Origin of the sequence: Streptomyces shenzhenensis (assembly GCF_003688995.1) — a bacterium.
Lineage (GTDB): Bacteria > Actinomycetota > Actinomycetes > Streptomycetales > Streptomycetaceae > Streptomyces > Streptomyces shenzhenensis_A.
Map to the genome: position 1 here is coordinate 97338 of NZ_PENI01000012.1, position 19971 is coordinate 117308.

13 protein-coding genes and 1 tRNA gene are annotated in these 19971 nt (G+C 70.1%); 6 read left to right on the forward strand and 8 right to left on the reverse strand.

Annotated elements, in window-relative coordinates; translation table 11 throughout:
• From CTZ28_RS20055 to CTZ28_RS20070, 4 genes are all read right to left on the reverse strand, one after another.
• On the reverse strand, nucleotides 1–873 hold the full coding sequence (locus CTZ28_RS20055) for a carbohydrate ABC transporter permease (protein WP_121891022.1): 873 nt from the start codon (nucleotides 871–873) through the stop codon (nucleotides 1–3).
• A gap of 1 nt (nucleotide 874) precedes the next feature.
• Nucleotides 875–1801 (reverse strand): carbohydrate ABC transporter permease, encoded by a 927-nt coding sequence (locus tag CTZ28_RS20060; RefSeq protein WP_183154477.1) that lies wholly within the window; start codon nucleotides 1799–1801, stop codon nucleotides 875–877.
• 83 nt (nucleotides 1802–1884) lie between these two features.
• Nucleotides 1885–3186: an extracellular solute-binding protein gene (locus CTZ28_RS20065; protein ID WP_259471703.1), complete on the reverse strand. Its 1302-nt coding sequence runs from the start codon at nucleotides 3184–3186 to the stop codon at nucleotides 1885–1887.
• A gap of 144 nt (nucleotides 3187–3330) precedes the next feature.
• Nucleotides 3331–4365 (reverse strand): LacI family DNA-binding transcriptional regulator, encoded by a 1035-nt coding sequence (locus CTZ28_RS20070; RefSeq protein WP_259471704.1) that lies wholly within the window; start codon nucleotides 4363–4365, stop codon nucleotides 3331–3333.
• 265 nt (nucleotides 4366–4630) lie between these two features.
• Here CTZ28_RS20070 and CTZ28_RS20075 point away from each other — a divergent pair, with 265 nt between their 5' ends.
• Entirely contained in the window at nucleotides 4631–7561 is a 2931-nt protein-coding gene (locus CTZ28_RS20075) for a GH32 C-terminal domain-containing protein (RefSeq protein ID WP_121891025.1), read from the forward strand.
• Nucleotides 7562–7634: 73 nt separating this feature from the next.
• Here CTZ28_RS20075 and CTZ28_RS20080 read toward each other — a convergent pair.
• From CTZ28_RS20080 to sucC, 4 genes are all read right to left on the reverse strand, one after another.
• A tRNA-Leu gene (locus CTZ28_RS20080) sits at nucleotides 7635–7719 on the reverse strand.
• Between the two features lie 193 nt (nucleotides 7720–7912).
• Nucleotides 7913–9475: an aldehyde dehydrogenase family protein gene (locus CTZ28_RS20085; RefSeq protein WP_121891026.1), complete on the reverse strand. Its 1563-nt coding sequence runs from the start codon at nucleotides 9473–9475 to the stop codon at nucleotides 7913–7915.
• Nucleotides 9476–9670: 195 nt separating this feature from the next.
• Complete coding sequence (sucD, locus tag CTZ28_RS20090) at nucleotides 9671–10570, reverse strand: succinate--CoA ligase subunit alpha (RefSeq protein ID WP_121891027.1); 900 nt, start codon at nucleotides 10568–10570, stop codon at nucleotides 9671–9673.
• Between the two features lie 15 nt (nucleotides 10571–10585).
• The gene (gene sucC, locus CTZ28_RS20095; protein WP_121891028.1) at nucleotides 10586–11713 is read right to left on the reverse strand and encodes an ADP-forming succinate--CoA ligase subunit beta; all 1128 of its coding nucleotides are present in this window, start codon (nucleotides 11711–11713) and stop codon (nucleotides 10586–10588) included.
• 144 nt (nucleotides 11714–11857) lie between these two features.
• Here sucC and CTZ28_RS20100 point away from each other — a divergent pair, with 144 nt between their 5' ends.
• The 5 genes from CTZ28_RS20100 to CTZ28_RS20120 all read left to right on the forward strand — a co-directional run bounded on the left by CTZ28_RS20100 (nucleotide 11858) and on the right by CTZ28_RS20120 (nucleotide 19894).
• Nucleotides 11858–13540 carry a thiamine pyrophosphate-binding protein gene (locus CTZ28_RS20100; protein WP_121891029.1) on the forward strand — a complete coding sequence of 561 codons (1683 nt, stop codon included), beginning with the start codon at nucleotides 11858–11860 and terminating at the stop codon, nucleotides 13538–13540.
• An 11-nt stretch (nucleotides 13541–13551) separates the two neighbouring features.
• Nucleotides 13552–14784, forward strand: coding sequence for a formyl-CoA transferase (gene frc, locus CTZ28_RS20105; protein WP_121891030.1), 1233 nt, complete (start codon nucleotides 13552–13554; stop codon nucleotides 14782–14784).
• Nucleotides 14785–14788: 4 nt separating this feature from the next.
• The gene (locus tag CTZ28_RS20110) at nucleotides 14789–16990 is read left to right on the forward strand and encodes an acetate--CoA ligase family protein (RefSeq protein WP_259471705.1); all 2202 of its coding nucleotides are present in this window, start codon (nucleotides 14789–14791) and stop codon (nucleotides 16988–16990) included.
• A 116-nt stretch (nucleotides 16991–17106) separates the two neighbouring features.
• Complete coding sequence (locus CTZ28_RS20115; RefSeq protein ID WP_121891031.1) at nucleotides 17107–18495, forward strand: OFA family MFS transporter; 1389 nt, start codon at nucleotides 17107–17109, stop codon at nucleotides 18493–18495.
• Nucleotide 18496: 1 nt separating this feature from the next.
• Nucleotides 18497–19894: an OFA family MFS transporter gene (locus CTZ28_RS20120; protein WP_121891032.1), complete on the forward strand. Its 1398-nt coding sequence runs from the start codon at nucleotides 18497–18499 to the stop codon at nucleotides 19892–19894.
• The last annotated feature ends 77 nt before the right edge of the window (nucleotides 19895–19971 follow it).

Below are 19971 nucleotides of genomic sequence, written 5' to 3' on the forward strand. Positions count from 1 at the left end.
TCAGCCCTTGACGCCGGTGGAGGCGATGCTGTTGACGAACGACCGTTGGAAGGCCATGAACAGGGCCAGGATCGGCACAGTGATCATGGAGGAGTAGGCCATGATCTGGCCCCAGCCGACGTTGAGCTGGAAGAAGTAGGAGATGCCCACCATCACCGGCCGCAGTTCCTCGCTCTGCACGACCATGAGCGGCCACAGGTAGGAGTTCCAGGCGGGCAGGAAGGTGAGGATGGCGACGGTGGCGACGGCCGGTCCGGACAGCGGCATGACGATTCGCCGGTAGATGGTGAACCAGCCCGCGCCGTCCATGATCGCGGCCTCGTCGATCTCCTTGGGGACGCTCCGGAAGTACTGGTGGAAGAAGAAGATCGAGAAGGCGTTGGCCACGAACGGCACGATCTGCACCTGATAGGTGTCCATCCAGCCGGTGGTCCACTCCGGATGGAAGCCGTTGACACGGAGCAGCGGAAGTTGGTTGACCCACCACACCAGTGGCAGGGCGAAGGTCTCGAACGGCACGATGAGCGTGGCGATGACCGCGGTCAGGACGACCTTGCGGCCCGGCCAGCGCATCCGTGACAGCGCGAAGGCGGCCATGCTGTTGACGATGACGCCGAGGGCCACGGTGACCGACGAGATGATCACAGAGTTCAGCAGGAACTGTGCCGCCGGGACACGCTCGAACACGCCCGTGTAGTTGTCCAGGGACACGGCGCCGACCGGGAGGAAGGCACGCAGGGAGCCCAGGTCGCCGAAGATCTGGTCGTCCGGCTTGAACGAGGAGACCAGCATGAAGACGAGCGGGAGCGCGAAGACAAGGGCGAGTACGACCCGGCCGGCGTGACCGCCGAGGTGCTTCAGGAAGGCGGTCATGTCAGTCCTTCTCCCGGGTCAGGAAACGCTGGACGAGGGACACGGTCAGGACCAGCACGAAGAAGATCAGCGACATCGCCGCCGCGTAGGCCGTCTGCTGCTGGTCGTAGCCGGTGTGCACCGCCTGGTGGACAACCGTCGTGGTGGAGTCGAGTGGGCCTCCCTGCGTCATCACCCTGATCTGGGTGAACAGACTGAACGCCGCGATGGTGATGGTGACGAGCACGAACGTGCGGGTGGCACGCAGTCCGGGCCAGGTGACATGGCGGAAGCGGTGCCGGCGGGTGGCCCCGTCCAGATCGGCGGCCTCGTACAGCTCGGCGGGAATGGTCTGCAGGCCCGCCAGCCAGATGATCATGTGGAAACCTACGCCCTGCCACACCGACATCAGGATGATGGCGGGCATGGCGGTGCGCGGGTCGCCCAGCCAGTCCGGGCCCTGGACGTGTCCCAGGGTGAGTGTCGAGATCACGTGGTTGACGAGGCCGTCCTTCCGGTAGAGGAAGGTCCACAGCAGGGACACGACGACCATCGAGGTGACGACGGGCAGGAAGTAGACGGTGCGGAAGAAGATGACCCCGCGTACCTTCGCGTTGACCAGCAACGCAAGCGCCAGGGCGAGTCCGGCCTGCAGCGGGACGACGATGGCGGCGAAGTACGCCGTATTGCGCAGGGACTTGTAGAAGACCGGATCCTGGAAGAGCAGGGTGAAGTTCCGCAGGCCCACGAAGCGGGCCGGGGTGGGCGAGATGAGCCTCGCGTCGGTGAATGCCAGGGCGAAGGCGAGGACGACCGGTACGGCGAGGAAGACGATCAGCAGTACGACGGCCGGTGCGGCCATGCCGAGGGCGGTGAGGCTCTCACGGCGACGGGTGTGTGTCGTTCGGGTTCGGCGAACCGTACGCAGCCGGCCGAGGGCTGCGATCATGGTGGTCACGGTAGCTCCAGGGATACCGGTCCGGTTCGGGCGCGCGGGGAAAAACGGTCGGGGCCCGCACCGGACCGGGGTGGTCAGCCGGCGTAGTGGTTGTTCGTCCTGAGGTTGTTGTCGATGTCCTTCGCGCCCTGGCCGAGCGCGTTCTCGGGGTCGGCCCCGGCCAGGATGTCCTGGGCCGCCTTCTCGAATTCGGTGGAGATGTACGGGTAGGCCGGGGTGACCGGGCGCACCACCGCGAACGTCCGGGCGTACTCGACGAGTTCGTTGAACTTCCCGCCCGGCTGGTAGCCGTCGACCTGCCTCGCGGCAGCCTGAGTGGCCGGGAGAGTGCCGGTGGCCTTGGCGTAGTCGACGAAGTACTTCGTCTGGCGGGCGAACGTCAGCCACGCCTGGGCGCCGTCCTTGTCGGAACAACTGGAGCTCATCGCCCACTGCCAGGAGGCGCCACCGATCTTGGGTCCGTCGCCGAAGTCGACCGGCGGGATGATCGCCAGGTCGTCGCCGAGCTTGTCGGCGTTCTTGGCCGCGTTCCAGCTGCCGTCCCACTGGATGGCGCTCTTCCCGGCCAGGAAGTCCTTGTTGGGGTCGGCCCCGGACTTCTTCGCCATGTAACCGTTGGACACCAGCGAGCGGAACCAGGTCGCCCACGCCACGGAGTCCTTGCCGTCGAATGTGCCCGAGGCGGTCCGGTAGCCGTCGCGGTCGATCAGGTCGCCGCCGAAGCTCTGCATCTGCGGGGAGTACGCGTACGACCACCACTCACCGCTGCCGCCCGTGCCCATCTCCAGCGGGTACTCGAATGTCCCGCTCTTCTTCAGCTCGGCCAGCGCCGCGTCGAACTCGTCCTTCGTCCAGGGCTCGGCCATGCTCGGGATGCGGATGCCGTACTCGTTCAGCACCGATCTGCGGGCGAAGAAGGTGAGGGCGACGTCGTAGAAGCCGTACGCGTAGACCTTGTCCTGGTAGCGGGCAACCGTGCTGGCCAGCTGGTCCGACAGCGGTACTTCACCGCCGGAGACATCGATCGGGGCGAGGTAGCCGCCCCACGCCCAGTTCGCCACGTTGGGGCCGTCCACATCCAGCAGACAGGGCAGCTTACGGGCCGAGGCCGCGGCCACGACGGAGCTGTTGTAGTCGTTCTGCGGGAACGCCTGGAGCTTGACCTCGTACGTGTCCTGGGAACCGTTGAAATCCTTGATGATCTTCTTGACGACGTCCAACTCGGCCGAGTTGCCGGCGTTGTGCGTCCACAGGGTCAGCGTGTTGCCGCTGGCTCCGGACGTACTGCCGCCGTCGCCGGACGCGCATCCGGCGACCAGCGCGGTCGCCGCCAGGGCGGTTACACTCGCACAGGCGAGGCGCCTGGTTCTGAACACCACGAGGTTCCTCCATCTCACTGAGACGGGTCTTGCCGGACCCGGCTTGGCGACCGGTTGCGACGGTCGCTGTTCTTGGTGGTCGTCCCGCCGCCCGGAGGTCTCGGCTCCGGGCGGCGGGACGGCCTTTTTCGCGTGCCGGCATCAGCCCGCTGCGGGGGCGCCGATGGAGGCACGTTCCTGCAACGGCATGGGCACACGGTGTACGACGGCTTCGAGCGGCCCGCTGCGCAGGATCAACTCCACGGCGAGCCGGCCGAGTCGGTAGTGGGGCAGCTTGAGCGTGGTGAGCGCAGGGCGCAGCACGGAGGCGATGTCCTGGTCGTCGAAGGAGACCACCGACACATCGCCGGGCACCGACAGCCCCGCTTCGCCGAGCGCCTGGTAGGCGCCCATGGACACCCGGTCGGTCAGACACACCAACGCCCGTGGGCGGTGGCCCGCGGCGAGCAGCGCGGTGACCTCCCGGTAGCCGTCCGGCGTGTTCCAGTCGCACTCGATGACACCGTCCAGGCGGGCCCCGCTCGCCCGCAGGACCTCCTCCAGGCCACGCATGCGCTCGTTGCCGGCGATGATCCCCTCGGGTGTGGCCGGGACGGTCTGGTGTCCGCCGATCGCCCAGATGCCCCGGGTGTGACCGGCCGCGAGCAGGGCACGGGCCGCGTCCCGGCCGGCCTCGAGTTCGTCCGGGACGACGCAGGGCGCATCGAAGCCGGGGGCCAGGCAGTTCAGCAGGACCACCCGGCGCCCGTACAGCTCCTTGGGCGGGGTGACGTACCGGGTGAACATGGTCGCGTAGATCACCGCGTCGACCTGGCGGTCGAGCAGCGCGTGAACCAGTGCCGACTCGGCGGCACGGTCGCCGCCGGCCTCCGTGATGAACAGCAGGTGGTCGCGTTCCCTGGCGGCCTCGAGGGCACCGCGGATCACTTCTCCCGCGAACGGTGTCGTGGTGATCAGGTCGGACACGAACCCGATGGTCTGGGTCGACTTCGTCCGCAGGCTGCGTGCCGTGACGTTGGGGCGGTACCCCAGCTCCCGGGCGGCCTCCAGCACGCGGTCGCGGGAGGCGGCGGAGATCCGCATGTCGGTGCGGCCGGAGAGGGCGAACGACGCGGTGGTCGGCGAGACACCCGCCCTGCGGGCAACGTCGGCCATCGTCACGCGGCGTTCGGACATCAGCGGCTCAGCTCCGTTTGTTAAATCGGATTAGCAAGGTTGCGACGAGAGTGATGCGCTCGTCGGCCGATGTCAACACCCCGGACATCTCGAACCCTCCACGGAGGGCATTTGCCGATATATGTCCGATCTCTGGGTGACGCAACGGTAAATCGCTGCGCGTTAGCTCTTGCTTTAGCCGATACGGGACGCGAACGATGCCGAGCCATCCGCTCAAACCGATTTGGCACAGCGTCGAGCCTGCCGCACGCCCCAGGAGACAGCCATGAGAAGAAGAACGGCCCTCAGTGTCGTGTCGGCCGCCGTAGGCGGCACGATCGTCCCCTTCGCGTTCGCTTCCGCTCCCGCCGCCGCGGGGAGCCGGGCGCTGCCCGGAACGCCCACCGCCCGCTGGGACTTCGACGAGCGTGCCGGCACGGTCACCCGCGAGGCGGTGTCGGGCACCGCGGATCCTGTCGCCCACGTCTTCGACGACGCCCGCTACAAGCCCGACAGCGATCCCCTGCGACGCCGTGGCGTGCGCGGCCGGGCGCTGTACTTCGACGGCTGCTCGACAGTCGTCACCGCACAGGGCCCCGGCGACCTCGACGCCTCCGGCGGCCTCACACTCGACGTGTGGATCGCGCCGTACGCGTACGAGCACGGCATCGACGGCAAGCCCCAGGCTCTGGTCGACCAGCACGACCCCGACGCGAAGAGCGGATTCCTGCTGGGCCTGCGCCGCTTCGGGCAGATCGTCTTCCAACTCGGCTTCGGGGACGACCTGATCGAGGTACAGGGTTCCCCGGACCAGCCGGCTGCCAAGGGCCGGTGGACGCACGTAGCGGCGACCTACGACCCGGCCGCCCGCCGTCTGCGCGTCTACCGCGACGGCCGGCTGATCGGCACCGCGACCACCCCGGGCAGGGCCCCCGTGCTCGCCGCGGGCAAGCCGCTGCTCATCGGGCGGCACAACCGGTCCACGCTGCTCAACGGCGAGTTCCGGGCCAACATGTACCTGGGGCTGATGGACAGTCTCGTCATCCGCCCGGGCACCCTGGACGATCCGACGGCCCACAAGGAGCACTCCGACGCGATCGCGGCGCTGCCCGGCCGCCGCGTGCCCCGGCCGGACCTGGTCCAGCACCGGTCCCGGTACGACGGGGACCGGCACCGCCCCCAGTTCCACATGCTGCCGCCCTGGCACTGGATGAACGAGCCGCACGCGCCTGTGTACTTCAAGGGGAAGTACCACATCTTCTACCAGCACAATCCGTTCGGCCCCTACTGGGGACAGATCCACTGGGGGCACGCCGTGAGCACCGACATGGTGCACTGGCGTGACCTGCCCATCGCCCTCGCTCCGACCGCGGGCGGGGTCGGCCCGGACGGCTGCTGGTCGGGCTCGGCCTGTGTCGACGGAGACCGGGGGCCGGTGCTGTTCTTCACCGGCGGCGACGACCGGCTGCCCTACCGTCAACGGACCGGGCTCGCCGTGTCGGCGTACGCCACCGACGGCGACCCGGACCTGCCCGCCTGGACGACGAGGGCCGAGCCGGTCACCGAAGCCCCGGCAGGTCTCCCGGCCGGCCCCGGCACCGCGTGGGCGGAGAACTTCCGTGACCCGTTCGTCTGGGAGGAGGACGGCGTCTGGTACCAGCTGGTCGGCAGCGGCATCGTCGACCACGACGGCTCGCGGGTCACCCGGAAGCACGGGGGAACCGCCCTCGTCCACACCGCCCGCAGGCCCGAGGGACCGTGGGAATACCGCGGTCCCCTGCACTGGAACGACCTGGCCGCACAGCCGGAGCCCGGCGAGGTGTGGGAACTGCCCGTTCTCCTTCCGCTTCCCGGCCCCGGTGGCAGGCGCAGCGGCAAGCACATCCTGCTGATCAGCCCCTGGTGGGAGGGGTTCAACCGCAACGCCGTCAAGCACACCTACTACTGGATCGGCACCTTCGACAAGCGTGCGTGCCGCTTTCTGCCCGACCACGACGAGCCCCGCGAGTTCGACTTCGGGGAGCACTTCACCGGCCCCTCCGGCTTCGTCACCCCCGACGGCCGATCCGTGCTCTTCAGCATCACCCAGGACCGCCGGAGCGAACAGCAGCACGCCCAGTCCGGCTGGGCACACAACGCCGGAATGCCCGTCAGCGTCTCGCTCCGTGCGGACGGCCGCCTCGGCGTCGAACCGATCACCGAAGCGGCCGGCCTGCGAGGCGAGCGGCTCGCCCGGATCCGGCAGACCTCGGTCCAGGAGGCGAACCGGCGGCTCGCCGACGTCTCCGGCGACCTGCTGGACATCAGCGCCGTCGTCGATCCGCGGGGCGCCCGGACGATCACCCTGGCGGTGCGGGCCTGCGCCGACGGCACCGAGGAGACGCTGCTCCGCTACGACACGGCCGAGCGCCGCTTCTGGATCGACCGCGGCCGCTCCAGTCTCGACCCGGACGTCCGCAAGGGCGTGCACGGCGGAACCGTCGAACTGGACAGCGGGCGGCTGCGGCTGAGGGTCCTGCTCGACCGTTCGATGGTGGAGGCCTACGTCAACGGCGCCCACAGCCTGACCAGTCGGGTCTACCCCACCAGGAAGGACGCCACCGGCCTGCGCCTGACCGCCGAAGGAGGCGCCGCCCGCGTCCTGGAGCTGGACGTCTGGCGGATGAACGGCGCCTACGACACCCCTGTCGTCCCAGCCGCCTACGACCCGCCCCGCCCGACGGACGTCGACGCCCTGCCCAACCACGACTTCGGCACCGGGGACCTCACCGGGTGGACCGTCGTCTCGGGCACGGCCTTCAGCGACGCCGGCGTCACCACCCGCACCGACTGGGGCTGGGGCGGACCGTTCTACCAGGCCGAGACCCAGGACGACGCCGGCCACCATCTGTGGGGCTTCGACCCGGAGGCGGGCGGCGACGACGCCACCGGTGTGCTCCGCTCCGCCACCGTCGTCCTCGGCGGAGACGGCCTGGTCGACCTGCTCGTGTCCGGTGGCAATGACCCCGACCGGCTCTACGCCGCCGTCGTCCGCGCCGCTGACGGCACCGTCCTGGCCAGGGCGACCGGCCGCGGGGTCGAGCAGTACCGCCGTGTCGTCCTCGACCTGTCCGAGCACATCGGCGAGCGGATCTACGTAGAGGTCGTCGACCGGACGACGGGCGGCTGGGGCCACATCAACGTGGACGACGTCAACGTTCCCGTCCGCCGGCAGTGACACCTGCCGCGCCAGCTGGTCACGCCACAGCCCGGAAAAGCAGAGAACCCCACATGAGTGGGGTCTCAACCGGTGTCCGAGGGGGGACTTGAACCCCCACGCCCGTTAAAGGGCACTAGCACCTCAAGCTAGCGCGTCTGCCATTCCGCCACCCGGACCAGGTGTCCGTCGCCTTGCCGGGGGTGTTCCCCGTGGCGACACGGACAACAATACCAAGGTTTCGGGGTGCCTTTCACCTGCGTTTCCGTGACCTGAGCGAGGTCCGGCGACGCGGTCGGCGGCACCCCGGCCCGGGTCACGGAGTGTGTCCGGGCGGGCACGTGCGGGATCGTGCGGCGCCCGGACGCGGGGTCACGGCATGAGCTGGTAGTCCGGGAAGTTCCCGGGCAGGCGCTCGCCCGCCGGGCCCTGGGTGACCGCGCGGACCAGCAGTTCCCCGCCGACGAAGGCGCCGCGCCAGGACGCTCCGAAGCCGCCGAACAGCTCGTCGCGGTCGCCGCGGGAGCGCGGCTTGCCGAGGCCGGTCTTGAACGCGCGGATCTGCGGTGCCAGCCGGTCGTAGGTGGCCCGGTCGTCGGTGGCCAGGGTGGCCACCAGCGCGCCGTTCGACGCGTTCATGGCGGCCAGCAGCTCCGCCTCCGTGTCGACCAGGACGATGGTGTCGACCGGCCCGAAGGGCTCCGCGTGGTGCAGCGGGGAGGAGGGCGGCGGGCCCAGGAGCGTCACCGGCTGGACGTAGGCCGAGGTGTCCTGGCCGGGCAGGAAGCGGGCGTCGGCGGCCCGGCCGCGGTGCAGCGGTACGGCCCCGCGGTCGATGGCCTCGGTGACCTGGTCCTGGAGTTCCTTGGCCTTGGCCGCGTTGATCAGCGGACCGAAGTCGAGCGCGGGGTAGGCGTCGCCGGGGTGCTCGACCGCCAGCGGGTGGCCGACCCTGACGGTGCGGACCGCGGGGAGGTACGCGGCCAGGAACTCGTCGAACAGCGCGCGCTGGACGACGAAGCGGGGGTAGGCGGTGCAGCGCTGCTTGCCGTAGTCGAAGAGCTTGGGGACGACGGCGCTGAGCGCGGCCCAGTCGGAGTAGTTCCAGATGCCCCAGGTGTTCAGGCCCTCTTGTTCAAGTACATGCCGTTTCCCCAGGTCGGCGACGGCGGTGGCGACGGCGGCGCCGGTGTCGCGACCGCCGACGAAGGAGACGCAGCCGATCTCGGGCGCCCGTACCAGCGCCGCCGAGAGTTCGCCGCCGCTGCCGCTGACGAGGGTGACGGGGATGCCCTCGCGGGCGGCGAGCGCGGCGGCCAGGGTGAGGCAGGCGACGCCGCCGTCGGTCGGGGTCTTGGCGATGACCGCGTTGCCGGCGAGCGCCTGGACCAGCATGGCGTGCACGAGGACGCTCATCGGGTAGTTCCAGCTGGCGATGTTGGACACCGGTCCGGCCAGCGGGGCCCGGCCGGCGAGCATCGGTTCGATGCCGTCGACGTACCAGCGCACGCCGTCGATGGCTCGGTCGACGTCCGCCTGGGCGAGCCGCCAGGGCTTGCCGATCTCCCAGACGAGCAGCAGGGCGAGCAGTTCGCGGTGCTCGGTGAGCGCGTCCAGGGTGGCGGCGGCCCGGGCCCGGCGCTCGTCGAGGGGGATGTGCCGCCAGGCGCGGTGCTGGTCGAGCGAGGCGCGGACGGCCCGCTGGGCGGTGGCCGGGTCCAGCCGCGGGGCGCCCGCGATGGGGCTGCCGTCGACCGGGCTGGTGGCGGGCAGTGCGCGGCCGTCCGGCTGCCAGGCGGCGGCCCAGAGGTTGCGGACTCCGTCGTCCCGGAACGCCTCGGGGGCGACGTCGAGGCAGCGCCGCCAGGCGTCGTTCCAGGCGGTGCCGGACTTGAGGGTGAGGGTGGGGTGGTTCGTGGTGGGGCTGGTTGCCATGGGGTCGGCTCCGCTCTCGGTGCACGATCGGGCGGGGTGGGGCAGGGGCGGCTCCCGTGCCCGTCCCCCGCGTCCCGGCCCGCCCCGCCGCGCTGGGGCGGGGCGGACGCGGGTGGTGCGGGGGCGCGGGCACGGGGCGCGGGGCCGTGCCGGGGACGCCGGATGCGTCGGACGGCGCGGGACGCTCGGTGCGGCTCAGCCGCGCACGGTGTCGCCGCGTACCTCCAGTGTCTCCAGCACCAGCCGGGCCGTCTCGGTGGGCGTGCCGCCGACCCGGACGCCGGCCGCCTCCAGGGCCTCCTGTTTGGCCCGGGCGGTGCCGGAGGAGCCGGAGACGATCGCGCCCGCGTGGCCCATGGTGCGGCCCTCGGGGGCGGTGAACCCGGCGACATAGCCGACGACGGGCTTGGTGACGTGTGCGCGGATGTACGCGGCGGCGCGTTCCTCCGCGTCGCCGCCGATCTCGCCGATGAGGACGATCAGCTCGGTGTCGGAGTCGTCCTGGAAGGCGGCCAGGCAGTCGATGTGGCTGGTGCCGACGACGGGGTCGCCGCCGATGCCGACGCAGGTGGAGAAGCCGGTGTCGCGCAGTTCGTACATGAGCTGGTAGGTCAGCGTGCCGGACTTGGAGACCAGTCCGATGCGGCCGGGCTTGGTGATGTCGGCGGGGATGATCCCGGCGTTGGACTGGCCGGGGGTGATCAGGCCCGGGCAGTTGGGGCCGATGATCCGGGTTCCCTTCGTCCGGGCGTGGCCGGTGAAGGCGACCGAGTCGTGGACCGGGATGCCCTCGGTGATGACGACGGCGAGCCCGATGCCGGCGTCGGCGGCCTCCAGCACGGCGGCCTTGGCGAAGGCGGGCGGCACGAACACGACGGTGACGTCGGCGCCGGTCGCCTCGATGCCCTCGCGGACCGTGCCGAAGACGGGGACGGCGCGGTCGGCGAAGTCGACGCTCCGCCCCGCCTTGCGCGGGTTGACGCCGCCGACGATGTCGGTGCCCGCCGCGAGCATGCGGCGGGTGTGCTTCATGCCCTCGCCGCCGGTCATGCCCTGGACGAGAACCTTGCTCTCCTTGGTGAGGTAGATGGCCATGGCGTCCCTGTCTCCTTAGGCGGCGGCGAGCCGGGCGGCGCGGTCGGCGGCGTCGTCCATGGTGGTGGCCTGCTGGATCAGCGGGTGTGCGCGGTCGGCGAGGATCGCCCGGCCGCGGGCCGCGTTGTTGCCGTCGAGGCGGACGACGAGCGGCTTGGTCAGCCGGACGGTGTCGAGTGCCTGGACGATGCCGTCGGCGACCGCGTCGCAGGCGGTGATCCCGCCGAAGACGTTGACGAGGACGGCCGTGACGGCCGGGTCGGACAGGATGACCGACAGTCCGTCCGCCATGACCTGCGCGGAGGCCCCGCCGCCGATGTCGAGGAAGTTGGCCGGCCGGGCGCCGCAGCCCGCGACCACGTCGAGGGTGGACATGACGAGGCCGGCGCCGTTGCCGATGATGCCGACCTCGCCGTCGAGCTTGACGTAGGTGAGGCCGCGGGCGGCGGCCACGGCCTCCAGCGGGTCGTGGTGCTCGTCCTGCTGTGCGCCCCAACGGGCCTGCCGGAAGCGGGCGTTGTCATCGAGGGTGACCTTGCCGTCGAGGGCGAGAAGCCGGCCCTGCCGGGTGCGTACGAGCGGATTGACCTCGACGAGCAGGGCGTCCTCGCGGACCAGCACCTCCCACAGCCGGACGAGGACGTCCACGGTCTGCGGGGGCAGTCCGGCCGCCGCGGCGATCTCGGCGGCCTTCGCCGAGGTGACACCCTCGGCCGGGTCGACGGGGATGCGGGCGACGGCCTCGGGCCGGGTCGCGGCCACCTCCTCGATCTCCATGCCGCCCTCGGTGGAGGCGATCGCGAGGAAGCCGCCGGTCGCACGGTCGAGTACGTAGGAGACGTAGAACTCGGCCTCGATGTCGACGGGTTGGGCCAGCATGACGGTGCCGGCAGTGTGGCCCTTGATGTCCATGCCGAGGATCTGACGCGCGGTCAGCTCGGCGGCGGCCGGGTCGGCGGCGAGTTTGATGCCGCCCGCCTTGCCCCGGCCACCGGTCTTCACCTGCGCCTTCACCACGGCCCTGCCGCCGAGCCTGCGGGCGATCTCGCGGGCCTCCTTGGGCGAGTCGGTGACCTCCGCCCTCGGCACCACGATGCCGTGTTCCTCGAAGAGTTCCCTTGCCTGGTGTTCGTACAGGTCCATCACCGGCTCCTGTCTGAAAGTGCCGCACGCCCCCTGGACACCACCCACCGGATGCGGGATAACAAGCTTCATACAGTATTCGTCGACTGTATGCAATGTACCGCGAGAGCGTTCCAACCCCCTACGAAGGGACAGGACTTCGCCATGCCCGACGACACCCAGGACGTGATTTCCGGTGGTCATCTCGTTGCCAAGGCGCTGAAGGCCGAGGGGGTCGACCGCATCTACACCCTGTGCGGCGGCCACATCATCGACATCTACGACGGCTGCGTCGACGAGGGCATCGAGGTCGTCGACGTACGCCACGAGCAGGTCGCCGCCCATGCCGCCGACGGCTACGCGCGCATCACCGGCAAGCCGGGCTGCGCGGTCGTCACCGCCGGCCCGGGAACGACCGACGCCGTCACCGGTGTCGCCAACGCCTTCCGCGCGGAGTCCCCGATGCTGCTGATCGGCGGTCAGGGGGCCCTCACCCAGCACAAGATGGGCTCGCTCCAGGACCTGCCGCACGTCGACATGATGACGCCCATCACCAAGTTCGCGGCGACCGTGCCGGACACGGCGCGCGCGGCTGACATGGTCTCGATGGCGTTCCGCGAGTGCTACCACGGCGCGCCCGGCCCCTCCTTCCTGGAGATACCGCGCGACGTCCTCGACGCCAAGGTCCCGGCCGGCCGGGCACGCGTGCCGCGGCCCGGCCACTACCGCGCCTCGCCGCGCTCGGCCGGCGACCCCGAGGCGATCGAGCGGCTCGCCGACCTGCTCGTGCACGCCGAGAAGCCCGCGATCCTGCTCGGCAGCCAGGTGTGGACGACCCGGGGCACCGCGGCCGCCATCGAGCTGGTCCGCACCCTCAACATCCCGGCGTACATGAACGGCGCAGGCCGCGGCACCCTGCCGCCCGGCGATCCGCACCACTTCCAGCTGTCGCGCCGGTACGCCTTCTCCCACGCCGACGTCATCGTCATCGTGGGCACGCCCTTCGACTTCCGCATGGGCTACGGCAAGCGGCTGTCGCCGGACGCGACCGTGGTGCAGATCGACCTCGACTACCGCACCGTCGGCAAGAACCGGGACATCGACCTCGGCATCGTCGGCGACGCCGGCCTGGTGCTGAAGTCCGTCACCGAGGCGGCCGGCGGGCGGGTCGACGGGGGCGCGGCGCGGCGCAAGGAGTGGCTCGACGAGCTGCGCGCGGCCGAGCAGACCGCCCTGGACAAGCGGCTGCCCAGCCTGAAGTCGGACGCCTCGCCGATCCATCCGTACCGGCTGGTCAGCGAGATCAACGACTTCCTCACCGAGGACTCGATCTACATCGGCGACGGCGGCGACATCGTCACCTTCTCCGGCCAGGTCGTCCAGCCCAAGTCCCCCGGCCACTGGATGGACCCGGGCCCGCTGGGCACCCTCGGCGTCGGCGTCCCCTTCGTGCTGGCGGCCAAGCAGGCCCGCCCGGACAAGGAGGTCGTCGCCCTCTTCGGCGACGGCGCGTTCTCGCTGACCGGCTGGGACTTCGAGACCCTGGTCCGCTACGACCTGCCGTTCGTCGGCATCGTCGGCAACAACTCCTCGATGAACCAGATCCGTTACGGCCAGGCCCAGAAGTACGGCGTGGCGCGCGAGCGGGTCGGCAACACCCTCGGCGACGTCGCGTACGACAAGTTCGCGCAGCTGCTGGGCGGTTACGGCGAGGAGGTCCGCGACCCGGCCGACATCGGGCCCGCGCTGCGGCGCGCCCGCGAGTCCGGGAAGCCCTCGCTGATCAACGTCTGGGTCGACCCGGACGCGTACGCCCCCGGAACCATGAACCAGACCATGTACAAGTGAGGTGAAGTCCGGTGACCACCAAGGCACTCGACGGCATCCGCGTCCTGGACATGACGCACGTGCAGTCCGGGCCCTCGGCGACCCAGCTGCTCGCCTGGCTCGGCGCCGACGTCGTCAAACTGGAGGCGCCGACCGGTGACATCACGCGCAAGCAGCTGCGCGATCTGCCGGACGTCGACTCCCTCTACTTCACGATGCTCAACTGCAACAAGCGGAGCATCACCCTGAACACCAAGACCGAGCGCGGCAAGGAGATCCTCACCGAGCTGATCCGGCGCTCCGACGTCATGGTCGAGAACTTCGGGCCGGGCGCGGTCGACCGGATGGGGTTCACCTGGGACCGCATCAAGGAGATCAACCCGCGTATCGTCTACGCCTCCATCAAGGGGTTCGGCGACGGCCCGTACACCGACTTCAAGGCGTACGAGGTCGTCGCGCAGGCCATGGGCGGGTCGATGTCGACCACCGGCTTCGACGACGGGCCGCCGCTCGCGACGGGCGCCCAGATCGGGGACTCGGGGACGGGTGTGCACGCCGTGGCGGGGATCCTCGCGGCGCTGTTCCAGCGGGAGAGGACCGGGCGCGGGCAGCGGGTCAACGTGGCCATGCAGCACGCGGTGCTCAACCTGTGCCGGGTGAAACTGCGCGACCAGCAGCGCCTCGCGCACGGCCCGCTCGCCGAGTACCCCAACGAGGACTTCGGCGACGAGGTGCCCCGCTCCGGCAACGCGTCCGGGGGCGGCCAGCCCGGCTGGGCGGTCCAGTGCGCGCCGGGCGGCCCGAACGACTACGTGTACGTGATCGTGCAGCCCGTCGGCTGGAAGCCGATCAGCGAGCTGATCGGCCGGCCCGAACTGGCCGACGACCCCGAGTGGGCGACGCCGCAGGCGCGGCTGCCCAAGCTCGGCAAGATGTTCCAGCTGATCGAGGAGTGGTCCTCGACGCTGCCCAAGTGGGAGGTGCTGGAGAAGCTCAACGCCCACAACATCCCGTGCGGGCCGATCCTGTCGACGAAGGAGATCATCGAGGACGACTCGCTGGTCGCCAACGAGATGGTCGTCACCGTCCCGCACCCCGAGCGCGGCGAGTTCGTGACCGTGGGCAGCCCGCTCAAGCTCTCCGACTCCCCCGTCGAGGTGGTCGCCTCACCGCTGCTCGGCGAGCACAATGCCGAGGTCTACGTGGGTGAACTCGGCCTCGGCGACGAGGAGTTGCGCCTGCTCAAGTCGAACGGAGTGATCTGACGTGATGGCCGAGGACCGGGTGCTGACGGTGCGGGCGCTGCTCGACGCGGTGCGCGCCGAGGGTCGCACCGCGCTGACCGCCCCGGAGGGCAAGGTCATCGCCGACGCGTACGGCATCGCCGTACCGGGCGAGGAACTGGCGACGGACGTGGACGAGGCGGTCGCGCACGCGGCACGGTTCGGCGGACCCGTCGTGATGAAGATCGTCTCGCCCGACATCCTGCACAAGACCGACGCCGGCGGGGTGATCGTCGGCGTCGAGGGCGCGGCGGACGTGCGGGCCGCCTTCCACCGGATCGTGGCGAACGCGCGGGCCCACGACGCCGCGGCCCGGATCGAGGGTGTGCAGATCCAGGAGCTGCTGCCCGCGGGGCAGGAGGTCATCGTCGGCGCGGTCACCGATCCGACGTTCGGCAAGGTGGTGGCGTTCGGGCTCGGCGGTGTGCTGGTCGAGGTGCTCAAGGACGTGACGTTCCGGCTCGCGCCGGTGGACGCCGACGAGGCGCTGTCCATGCTGGACTCGATCCGCTCGGCGGAGATCCTGCGCGGGGTGCGCGGACAGGCGGGCGTGGACCGGTGGGCGATAGCCGAGCAGATCCGCCGGGTCTCCCAACTGGTCGCGGACTTCCCGGAGATCGCCGAGGTGGACCTCAACCCGGTGATCGCCACGCCCGAGGGCGCGGTCGCCGCCGACATCCGGGTGATCCTCGCCGAGCGGCAGCCGCCACCGCGCCGGACGTACACGCGCGCGGAGATCCTCACCTCCATGCGGCGGCTGATGCAGCCGTCGTCGGTCGCCGTGATCGGCGCCTCCAACGAACAGGGCAAGATCGGCAATTCTGTCATGCGCAACCTCATCGACGGCGGCTTCGCCGGGGACATCCACCCGGTGAACCCCAGGGCCGATGACATTCTCGGCCGCAAGGCGTACAAGAGTGTCACCGACGTTCCCGGCGAGGTGGATGTGGCGGTCTTCGCGATCCCCGCCAGGTTCGTGGCCGCGGCGCTGGCGGAGGTGGGACGCAAGAAGATCCCCAACGCCGTGCTGATCCCCTCCGGGTTCGCGGAGACCGGCGAGCACGCGCTGCAGGCCGAGATCGTGGCGATAGCCGAGCGGTACGGCATCCGGCTGCTCGGGCCCAACATCTACGGCTACTACTCGACCTGGCAGGACCTGTGCGCCACGTTCTGCACGCCGTACGACGTCAAGGGCGGGGTCGCGCTGACCTCGCAGTCCGGCGGCATCGGGATGGCCATCCTGGGCTTCGCGCGCACCACCAAGACGGGTGTGTCGGCGATCGTCGGCCTCGGCAACAAGTCGGACCTGGACGAGGACGACCTGCTGACCTGGTTCGGCGAGGACCCTCACACCGAGTGCATCGCGATGCACCTGGAGGACCTCAAGGACGGGCGGGCGTTCGTCGAGGCGGCCCGCGCCACCGTGCCGAAGAAACCCGTCGTGGTCCTCAAGGCGGGCCGTACGGCGGCCGGCGCGAAGGCGGCCGGTTCACACACCGGGGCGCTCGCGGGCGACGACGCCGTGTACGACGACATCCTCCGCCAGGCCGGTGTCATCCGGGCGCCGGGCCTGAACGAGATGCTGGAGTACGCGCGCGCGTTGCCGGTGCTCCCCGCCCCCCAGGGCGACAACGTGGTGATCATCACCGGGGCGGGCGGCAGCGGGGTGCTGCTCTCGGACGCGGTGACGGACAACGGCCTGTCCCTGATGGAGATCCCGCCGGATCTGGACGAGGCCTTCCGGACGTTCATCCCGCCCTTCGGGGCCGCAGGCAACCCGGTGGACATCACCGGGGGCGAGCCGCCGTCGACGTACGAGGCGACGATCCGGCTCGGTCTTGAGGATCCGCGCATCCACGCCCTGGTCCTCGGCTACTGGCACACGATCGTCACCCCTCCCATGGTGTTCGCCGAGCTGACCGCCCGCGTGGTGGCCGAGTTCCGGGCACGCGGCATCGAGAAGCCCGTGGTCGCGTCGCTCGCGGGTGACGTCGAGGTCGAGGAGGCCTGCCAGTACCTGTACGAGCACGGAGTGGTGGCCTACCCGTACACGACGGAGAAGCCCGTCGCCGTGCTGGGCGCCAAGTACCGCTGGGCCCGTGCGGCAGAAAGGCTGCGGGCCGAAGGCCCTCAGGTAGGGCGGTGGCGGGAGACGGGCGGGCTTGTTGGGGGGCGGTTCATGAGCTGAGTGACGAAGGGGCGGCCGGCGGTGCGCGTCGGCCGGCCCCGGGACCCGAGCGCGCACGAAATGCATTGGACAGGGGGCGCTGGCCAAGAGCTTTCGACGCAAGGGGTGCTGAACAGATGACAACCACCGACTACTCCACGTCCGTCCCGTACCGGGAAGTGACGGACCGCAACGGCCGCATGTACCGGATCGGCGAGACCGATGTCGACATCATGGGCCGGCCACGCAAGTGGATGGTCATCCTGCCCTGGGTGGGCATGATGGGCATCAGCTCCGCGGAATACGCGTTCACCTCGGCGGAGGAAACGCTCCACGAGGCGCATCTGTGGAGCAGTGGACACATCTTCTGGCTGATGGGCGTCTGGGTGTTCTTCCAGGCGGCCGTGGCCTTCCCGGCCGGGCAGCTGCGGGAGAACGGACGGCTCCCCGCCCGCACGGCCATGCTGATCGGCGCGCTGGGCACACTGCTGGGCTATCTGGCACTGGCGTTCGCGCCGAACGTGTTCGTCGCCTATGCCGGCTTCGGCATGTGCAGCGGTATCGGCGCCGGCCTCGTCTACGCGACCTGCGTGAACATGGTCGGCAAGTGGTATCCGGAGCGCAAGGGCGGCAAGACGGGCTTCGTCAACGGCGGTTTCGCCTACGGGTCCGTGCCGTTCGTGTTCCTGTTCACCTCGGTGCTCGACCTGGGCAACTACAAGATGGTGCTCTCCGCGGTCGGCGTCGGGCTGTGCCTGGTGGTGGCCGCCTCGGGCTGGTTCTTCAAGGACCCGCCGAAGAACTGGTGGCCCGCGCACGTCGACCCGCTGAAGGCGACCGAGGATCCCCGGATCCGCCGGGCGCTGCTGAAGAACCCTCCGGCGGTCAAGCAGTACACCCCGAAGGAGGCCGCGCGCACCCCCGTCCTGTGGATGATGTGGTTCTGCCTGCTGTGCACGGCCGGCATCAACATCTTCGGCATCGCCTTCCAGGTGCCGTTCGGCAAGGACATGGGCTTCGCGGGCGGGATCGTGGCCACGGCCATGTCCCTGAAGGCGATCGTCAACGGCACCGGGCGCGGCGTCATCGGCTGGATATCCGACCGCTACGGGCGCCGCAACACACTGATCATCGTGTGTGTCGTGCTCGGCACCGCGCAGTTCGGTGTGCTGTTCTCCGGACAGCTGGGCAGCATGCCGTTCTTCCTGTTCTGCTCGATGGTCTCCGGCTTCGGCGGTGGGGCGATCTTCCCGCTGTTCGCGGCCATGACGGCGGACTACTTCGGCGAGAACAACAACGCCACCAACTACGGAATGGTCTACAGCTCGAAGCTGATCTCCGGGCTGGTCGGCTCGGGTCTGGGCGCGGTCGTGGTCGGCGCGTGGGACTACGACGGCGCGTTCGTCCTGGCCGGCTCCATCGGCCTGGCCTCGGCGGTACTGGCGCTCTTCCTGAAGGCACCGGGCACGCCAGACGCCCGGCGCATCGTCCCCAACCCACAGCCTCTCGGCGAGGAGATGGCGTGACATGACGGCAGATCCGACAGCCACCGGTTCACCGGCCGCATCCGGCGCGGCGCACCGCCCGTTCCGCGAAGTGACCGACGCGCACGGCCGGGTGTACCGCGTCGGTGAGACGGACCGGGACATCCTCGGCCACTCGCGCAAGCTCATGGTGTATCTGCCGTGGATCGCCATGATGGCCATCAGTGTCTTCGAGTACGCGTACGGATCGGCGGAGGACACCCTGTCCCACGCCCACGGCTGGACGCAGTCCAACACCTTCTGGATCCTCAGTGTCTGGGTGTTCTTCCAGGCCGGGGTCGCCTTCCCGGCGGGCTGGCTGCGGGAGAAGGGCATCCTGACGGCGCGGGCCGCGATGTACGCGGGTTCCGTGATGTGTGTCGTGGGGTTCCTCGCCCTGTCACACCTGGGCAATGTGTGGCTGGCCGTCCTGGGCTTCGGTGTCGTCGGCGGAATCGGGGCCGGGCTGGTCTACGCGACCTGCATCAACATGGTCGGCAAGTGGTTCCCCGAGCGGCGGGGCGCGCGCACCGGCTTCGTCAACGGGGGCTTCGCGTACGGCTCGCTGCCGTTCATCTTCATCTTCAACTACGCCTTCGACACCGCGAACTACCACCGGGTGCTGGACCTCATCGGCTGCTACATCCTGATCGTGGTCTTCGGGTGCGCGTTCTTCTTCAAGGACCCGCCCAAGAACTGGTGGCCCGCGGACATCGACCCGCTGGCGCACACGGGCGGCCGGAACACGGCGTCGAGTCTCGTGAAGAACCCGCCGGCGGTACGGCAGTTCTCTCCGAAGGAGGCCATCAGGACGGGCATGCTGCCGCTGATGTGGATCTCCGTGGTGATGACCGCGGGTGTCTCCGTCTTCGGCATCTCCTTCCAGGTGGACTTCGCCAAGGAGGTGGGCTTCGGCCCGCTGGTCGCGGCCTCGTCGATGGGTGTCATGGCCGTCATCAACGGCGTCGGCCGGGGCGTGGTGGGCTGGCTCTCCGACCGGTGGGGCCGCAAGCCGACCCTGGTGTTCGTGATCGTCGTGCTGGGGCTTGCCCAGTTCGGCGTGATCTGGGCCGGGGACCTCAAGAGCGAATGGCTGTTCCTGTTCTTCGCCTTCCTCTCCGGTTTCGGCGGCGGCGCGTTCTATCCGCTGTTCGCGGCGCTCACCCCGGACTACTTCGGTGAGAACTACAACGCCACCAACTACGGGCTGGTGTACAGCGGCAAGCTGATCAGCGGCCTGTTCGGCGGCGGCCTCGGTTCGCTGGTGGTCGGCGCCTGGGGCTACAACGGGGCGTACGCGCTGGCCGGCGGGGTGTCGATGCTCGCGGCCTGCATCGCGCTCCTGCTGCGGCAACCGGGCCACGGCACCCGCTCGACCCCCACACCACAACCAACCGGCTGAACCCCGAGGAGCCCCTCCCCCAGGCCGCGGGGAGGCCCTCATCGGGCCGTACAGCGCTGCTCCCCTCCACGCCCCGG